Origin of the sequence: Umezawaea sp. (assembly GCF_036375055.1) — a bacterium.
In the GTDB taxonomy this organism is placed as follows: Bacteria; Actinomycetota; Actinomycetes; order Mycobacteriales; family Pseudonocardiaceae; genus Umezawaea.
The window spans coordinates 20,682-27,082 of record NZ_DASUSQ010000089.1 but is presented as its reverse complement, the minus strand read 5'-3'; the positions used below and the strand labels follow the sequence as shown (position 1 = coordinate 27,082).

The following is a 6,401-nucleotide window of genomic DNA, read 5'->3' as shown; positions in this document are numbered from 1 at the left end:
CCAAAGTGGCCACTATGGCCCTCGTCGGGGCCCTCATCAGGCTTCCGCCATCGGCACCCGGATGCCGCGCTCCTCGGCCACCTGGGCGGCGCGGTCGTAGCCGGCGTCCACGTGCCGGATCACGCCGGTGCCCGGGTCGTTGCGCAGCACCCGCTCGAGCTTGCGGGCCGCCAGCTCCGTGCCGTCGGCGACGCTGACCTGCCCGGCGTGGATCGACCGGCCGATCCCGACGCCGCCGCCGTGGTGGATGGACACCCACGTCGCCCCGGACGAGGCGTTGACCAGCGCATTGAGCAGTGGCCAGTCGGCGATGGCGTCGGAGCCGTCGGCCATCGCCTCGGTCTCCCGGTACGGCGAGGCGACCGAGCCGGAGTCGAGGTGGTCGCGGCCGATGACGATCGGGGCGCTGATCCGCCCCGAGGCGACCAGGTCGTTGAACGCCAGGCCCGCGGCGTCGCGCTCGCCGTAGCCCAGCCAGCAGATCCGGGCCGGCAGCCCCTGGAACGCGACCTTGTCCTGGGCGGCGCGGATCCAGCGCTGCAGGTGGTCGTCGTCCGGGAACAGGTCGAGCACGGCGCGGTCGGTGGCGGCGATGTCCGCGGGGTCGCCGGAGAGCGCGGCCCAGCGGAACGGGCCCTTGCCCTCGCAGAACAGCGGCCGGATGTAGGCGGGCACGAACCCCGGGAAGGCGAACGCGCGGTCGTAGCCGCCCTGGCGGGCCTCGTCGCGGATCGAGTTGCCGTAGTCGAAGACCTCGGCGCCGGCGTCGAGGAACCCGACCATCGCCTCGACGTGCCTGGCCATCGAGGCCCGGGCGCGGTCGGTGAACTCCTCGGGCTTCGCCTCGGCGTAGTCGTGCCAGTCCTCGGGCTCGACGACTGGTCCGACTACGCCGCCAAGAAGCCCGACGAGTTCACCGATCGCGCCCGCGACTCGATGGCCGACCACGTCGACGCCATGATCGGGTTCATGGACGGCGGCGCCGAGGTGTTCGACTACGGCAACTCCATCCGCGGCGAGGCGAAGCTCGGCGGCTGCGACCGCGCGTTCGACTTCCCCGGGTTCGTGCCCGCCTACATCCGGCCGATGTTCTGTGAGGGCATGGGCCCGTTCCGGTGGGCCGCGCTCTCCGGCGACCCGAAGGACATCGCCGCCACCGACCGCGCGATCCTGGAACTGTTCCCGGAGAAGGAGTCCCTCGCCCGCTGGATCCGCATGGCGGGCGAACGCGTTGCCTTCCAAGGACTTCCCGCGCGCATCTGCTGGCTCGGCTACGGCGAGCGGCACCTCGCGGGTGAGCGGTTCAACGAGATGGTCGCGAGCGGTGAGCTGTCCGCGCCGGTCGTGATCGGCCGCGACCACCTCGACTGCGGGTCGGTCGCCTCCCCGTACCGCGAGACCGAGGCGATGGCCGACGGCTCCGACGCCATCGCCGACTGGCCGCTGCTCAACGCCATGGTCAACACGGCGTCCGGCGCCACCTGGGTGTCCATCCACCACGGCGGCGGTGTCGGCATCGGCCGCTCCATCCACGCGGGCCAGGTCACGGTGGCCGACGGGACGGAGCTGGCGGCGCAGAAGATCGAGCGCGTGCTGACCAACGACCCCGGCACGGGCGTGCTGCGGCACGTCGACGCGGGCTACGACCGGGCCTCCGAGGTCGCCGCCGAGCGCGGGGTGCGCATCCCCATGTCCGCCCGTGGGTGACCTGCTCGCCGACATCGCGGACGTCGGCAGGGACGCCAAGCGCGGCGGGTACTCGCGCCACGCCTTCACGCCCGCGGAACTGGAGCTGCGGCAGTGGTTCACCGCCGAGGCCGCCCGGCGCGGCCTGGACGTGCGGGCCGACCGCAACGGCAACCTGTGGGCGTGGTGGGGCGCGCCCGGTCGCGACGCGGTCGTGACCGGCAGCCACCTGGACTCGGTGCCCGGCGGCGGTGCGTTCGACGGACCCCTGGGGGTCGTGTCGGCGCTCCAGGCCGTCGACCTGTTGAAGGCCAAGGGTTTCACGCCGACCCGACCGCTCGCGGTCGTCGTGTTCGCCGAGGAGGAGGGCGGCCGGTTCGGCGTGGCCTGCCTGGGTTCCCGGCTGATGACGGGCGCGATCACGCCGGAGGCGGCGTGCGGGCTGACCGACCCGGACGGCGTGACGTTCGGCGAGGCCGCCCACCGGGCCGGCTTCGACCCGTTGCGGATGGGCCGCGACGAGCGGTCGCTGTCGATGATCGGCGACTTCGTGGAGCTGCACGTGGAGCAGGGGCGGGGGCTGGACGTCCCCGTCGGCGTGGCGTCGTCGATCCTGGCCCACGGGCGGTGGCGGTTCAGCTTCACCGGCGAGGGCAACCACGCCGGTGCCACCCTGATCGAGGACCGCCGCGACCCGATGCTCCCGGCGTCGCAGGTGGTCCTCGCGGCCCGTCGCGCCGCCACCGGTGGCGCGCGGGCGACCGTGGGGCGGCTGGTCCCGAACCCCGGCGGCACCAACGTGATCGCGTCCTCGGTCGACGTCTGGCTGGACGCGCGCGCCGACGAGGACGCCCGGACGCGGGAGGTGGTCGCCGAGGTCGTGTCGGCCGCCGAGCGGGCCGCGCGCGACGAGGGCTGCTCGCTCAAGGTCACCGAGGAGTCCTACGGCGGCACCGTGCACTTCGACCCCGAGCTGCGCGACTCCCTCGCCGCCGTGCTGGGCGGCGTCCCGGCGCTCCCGACCGGGGCGGGCCACGACGCGGGTGTCCTCGCGGCGCACACCCGCACCGCGATGCTGTTCGTCCGCAACCCCACCGGCGTCAGCCACGCGCCGGAGGAGTTCGCGTCGTCGGACGACTGCGCCGCGGGCGTCGTGGCGCTGGCGACGACCCTGGAGCACCTGGCGACGTGACGAGCTACTGGTGCGAGCACGCGTGGCTGCCCGAGGGTGTCGTCCCCGGCGTGGTGGTCGACGTCGTGGACGGCCTGGTCGTCCGACTGTCCACCGCGGACGCTCCGGGTGATGCGCGCCGGCTGTCCGGCGTGGTGCTGCCGGGGTTCGCGAACGCCCACTCGCACGCGTTCCACCGGGCCCTCCGGGGGCGCACGCACGACGGCGGCGGCACGTTCTGGACGTGGCGCGACGCCATGTACGCCGTCGCCGCCGAGCTGACCCCGGAGAGCTACCTGGAGCTGGCCACGTCGGTGTACCGCGAGATGGCGGTCACCGGCATCACGGCGGTGGGGGAGTTCCACTACCTGCACGACCGGTCCAACGAGATGGGCGAGGCCCTCCGGCAGGCCGCCGCGAACGCGGGCATCCGCCTGACGCTGCTCGACACCTGCTACCTGGCGGGCGGCATCGACGTGCCCGTCAGGGGCGTGCAGGAGCGGTTCACCGACGGCACCGCGTCGGCGTGGGCGGCACGGGTGGCGGAGCTGCGCCCGGACGCCATGACCCGCGTCGGCGCGGCCATCCACTCCGTCCGCGCGGTGCCCCGCGCCGAACTGGCCGAGGTCGCCGCCGCCTTCCCGGACCGCCCGCTGCACGTCCACCTGTCCGAGCAGCCCGCCGAGAACGAGGCCTGCCTGGCGGCGTACGGGATGACCCCGACCGAGCTGCTGCACGAGGCGGGCGCCCTCTCGCCGCGCACCACGGCCGTCCACGCGACCCACCTGACCGGCGGGGACATCGCGCTGCTCGGCACCTCCGGCACCGGCGCCTGCTTCTGCCCCACCACGGAGGCCGACCTGGCCGACGGCATCGGCCCGGCCCGCGAACTGGTGGACGCGGGCAGCCCGCTGTCGCTGGGCAGCGACCAGCACGCCGTCATCGACCCGCTGCTGGAGTCGCGGGCGCTGGAGCACGGCGAACGCCTGCGCACCGGTCGCCGCGGCCGGTTCTCGCCGCGGGAGCTGATGGCGGCCCTGACCAACCACGCGTCCATCGGCTGGCCGGAAGCCGGGCGGATCGGCGTCGGCGCACCGGCCGACCTCGTCGCCGTCCGGCTGGATTCCGTGCGCACGGCGGGATCGCGGCCCGAACAGGTCGTCCTGACCGCGACCGCGTCCGACGTGGCCGCGGTCGTCGTGGCGGGCAAGGTCATCGCGGAGAACGGGGTGCACACGGCATGACCTCCAGCACGCTCATCACCGGCATCGGTGAGCTGACCACGAACGACCCCGAGGTCTCCGGCACCGCGCTGGTGCTGGAGGGCGACCGGGTCGTCTGGGTCGGCGCTGCCGCCGACGCACCCGCCGCAGACGAGAGCGTCGACGTCGAGGGCAGGGCCGTGCTCCCGGGGTGGGTCGACAGCCACACGCACCTGGTGTTCGCGGGCGACCGCACCGCCGAGTTCGGGGCGCGGATGGCCGGGAAGCCCTACGCGGCAGGGGGGATCGCCGTCACGGTCGGCGCGACCCGTGCCGCGTCCGACGACGAGCTGGAGGCGAACCTGCGCAGGCACGTCGCCGAGGCCGTCGGCCAGGGCACCACCTACGTCGAGACCAAGACCGGCTACGGGCTGACCGTCGCCGACGAGCTGCGGTCGGCGACGCTCGCGGCGCGGCACGTCGACGAGGTCACGTTCCTCGGTGCGCACCTGGTGCCCGCCGGTGTGGCCGCCGACGACTACGTGGACCTCGTGCGCGGCGAGATGCTGGACGCCGTGGCCCCGCACGTCCGCTGGGCCGACGTGTTCTGCGAGACCGGCGCGTTCGACGAGGACCAGTCGCGGGCGGTGCTGGAGGCCGCCGCCGCGAAGGGGCTCGGGCTGCGGGTGCACGGCAACCAGCTCGGCGAAGGACCCGGTGTCCGGCTGGCCGTCGACCTCGGCGCGGCGAGCGTCGACCACTGCACCCACCTGTCCGCCGAGGACGTCGACCTGCTCGCCACCTCGGAGGTGGTCGCCACGCTGCTGCCCGCGTGCGACCTGTCGACCCGCCAACCGCTGCCGAACGCCAGGGGCCTGCTCGACGCGGGCGCGACCGTGGCGCTGGCCAGCAACTGCAACCCCGGCTCGTCGTACACGTCCTCGATGGCCTTCTGCGTCACCACCGCCGTCCTCCAGATGCGGATGAGCGTCGAGGAGGCCGTCCGGGCCGCCACGCTCGGGGGCGCGCGAGCGCTGCGCCGCGACGACATCGGCGTCCTCCGCCCCGGTGCCCGCGCCGACGTGCACGTGCTGGACGCGCCGTCGACCACGCACCTGGCCTACCGGCCCGGTGTCCCGCTGACCCGCGCCGTGTGGCGCGCGGGCGCGCGGGTGCGGTGACGGGGCTCCGAGGCGGTCGGCGAGCGCGTGCGGCCACCGCCCGCCGACGCCGGTGAACAGCGGCGGCAGCTCGTCCGCCAGGTCGTGCGGCAGCGCGGGGCCCGCCGTCCCGGCGGTCATGACCGATCGCCGCTCCGTCCTCCCCAGCCCGGTGGTCGTCGGCGACCCGGTGAGCGCTTCCCCCCGGTGCACGCCGCGTGTTCACCGAGTCGGACGAACGGTCCTCGCGCGTTCGACCACGTAGGGTTCGTCCTCGTGGCGGAGGACTTCGGGGACGCGCTCACGCGCGCGATCGAGGCCAGCGGGCTGAGCCTGGAACGGATCCAGCACCACCTGGCCCGGCGCGGCGCGCAGGTGAGCGTGTCGACGTTGAGCTACTGGCGGCGCGGGCGAAGCAGGCCGGAACGCCCCGAGTCGCTGCGCGTCGTGACGCTGCTGGAGGAGGTCCTCGGCGTCGACGACCTGCTGCGCGGCCTCGGCCCGAAGCGGCCCCGCGGCCGGTGGACCGAGCAGACCGCCGAGCGGACGCTGACGCTGGAGGGCATCTGGGACGTGCAGGCCGACGGCCTCAACGACCTGATGCTCACCCTCGACCACCTGGAGCCGACCCCCGTCACCTACCTGAGCTGGCGCGACGTCGCCACGGTCGGCGCGGACGGGCGTGAGGTGGAGTGGCACTGCAACGGCGTGCTGCGCGCCGACGAGGACGGCATCGACCGGTTCATGGCGATCCAGCGGGCCGACGAGGACGACGAGACGGTGGGCACGATCTCGGCCGAGGGCGCGTGCCGCATCGGTCGGGTGCGGACCGAGCCGGAGCACGGGTTCCTGCTGGCCGAGGTGCTGTTCGACCGGATGCTGCGCGCGGGCGACACGGCGGTCGTGGACTACCGGATCACCGCCCGTCCCGGCGCGGCCAGCTCGTGCAGCGACCGCCGGTTCCTGCGCGGCGCGCGGGACTACCTGCTCCAGGTGAACTTCCACCCGGACGCGGTCCCGGTGCGCTGCTACCGGTTCCGCCAGGAGACCTCGCAGGACCCGGAGACCGACGTGCGGGACCTGTGGATCGGCACGACGCACAGCGCGCACCTGGTCGCGCACGACACCGGGCCCGGCATCATCGGCATCCGCTGGGAATGGGAGTGATGCCGGGCCCGGTGC

The 6,401-nt window shown here is 74.4% G+C and carries 4 protein-coding genes and 2 pseudogenes; 5 read left to right on the top strand and 1 reads right to left on the bottom strand.

From position 1 onward, the window contains the following. Window positions 1-36: 36 nt before the first annotated feature. A pseudogene (hutU, locus tag VFZ92_RS24775) lies at window positions 37-876 on the bottom strand (urocanate hydratase); the annotation flags it as partial. Here hutU (VFZ92_RS24775) and hutU (VFZ92_RS24770) point away from each other — a divergent pair. The 5 genes and pseudogenes from hutU (VFZ92_RS24770) to VFZ92_RS24750 all read left to right on the top strand — a co-directional run. Beyond that, window positions 871-1,707: pseudogene (gene hutU / locus VFZ92_RS24770) on the top strand (urocanate hydratase); the annotation flags it as partial. The pseudogenes hutU (VFZ92_RS24775) and hutU (VFZ92_RS24770) overlap by 6 nt on opposite strands. Beyond that, on the top strand, window positions 1,700-2,878 hold the full coding sequence (locus tag VFZ92_RS24765) for an allantoate amidohydrolase (protein ID WP_330878418.1): 1,179 nt from the start codon (window positions 1,700-1,702) through the stop codon (window positions 2,876-2,878). The pseudogene hutU (VFZ92_RS24770) and the gene VFZ92_RS24765, both read left to right, overlap by 8 nt. Further along, entirely contained in the window at window positions 2,875-4,101 is a 1,227-nt protein-coding gene (locus VFZ92_RS24760) for a formimidoylglutamate deiminase (RefSeq protein WP_330878417.1), read from the top strand. Before VFZ92_RS24765 ends, VFZ92_RS24760 begins: the two co-directional genes overlap by 4 nt. Beyond that, window positions 4,098-5,240, top strand: a complete 1,143-nt coding sequence (gene hutI, locus VFZ92_RS24755) for an imidazolonepropionase (protein ID WP_330878416.1) — start codon at window positions 4,098-4,100, stop codon at window positions 5,238-5,240. Before VFZ92_RS24760 ends, hutI begins: the two co-directional genes overlap by 4 nt. Before the next feature lie 255 nt (window positions 5,241-5,495). Further along, complete coding sequence (locus VFZ92_RS24750; protein ID WP_330878415.1) at window positions 5,496-6,386, top strand: helix-turn-helix transcriptional regulator; 891 nt, start codon at window positions 5,496-5,498, stop codon at window positions 6,384-6,386. Window positions 6,387-6,401 lie beyond the last annotated feature (15 nt).

What these genes read in the sequence shown, in the direction of transcription:
- hutI (WP_330878416.1), top strand. Translation starts at nt 4,098, where the DNA reads ATGACCTCCAGCACGCTCATCACCGGCATCGGTGAGCTGACCACGAAC.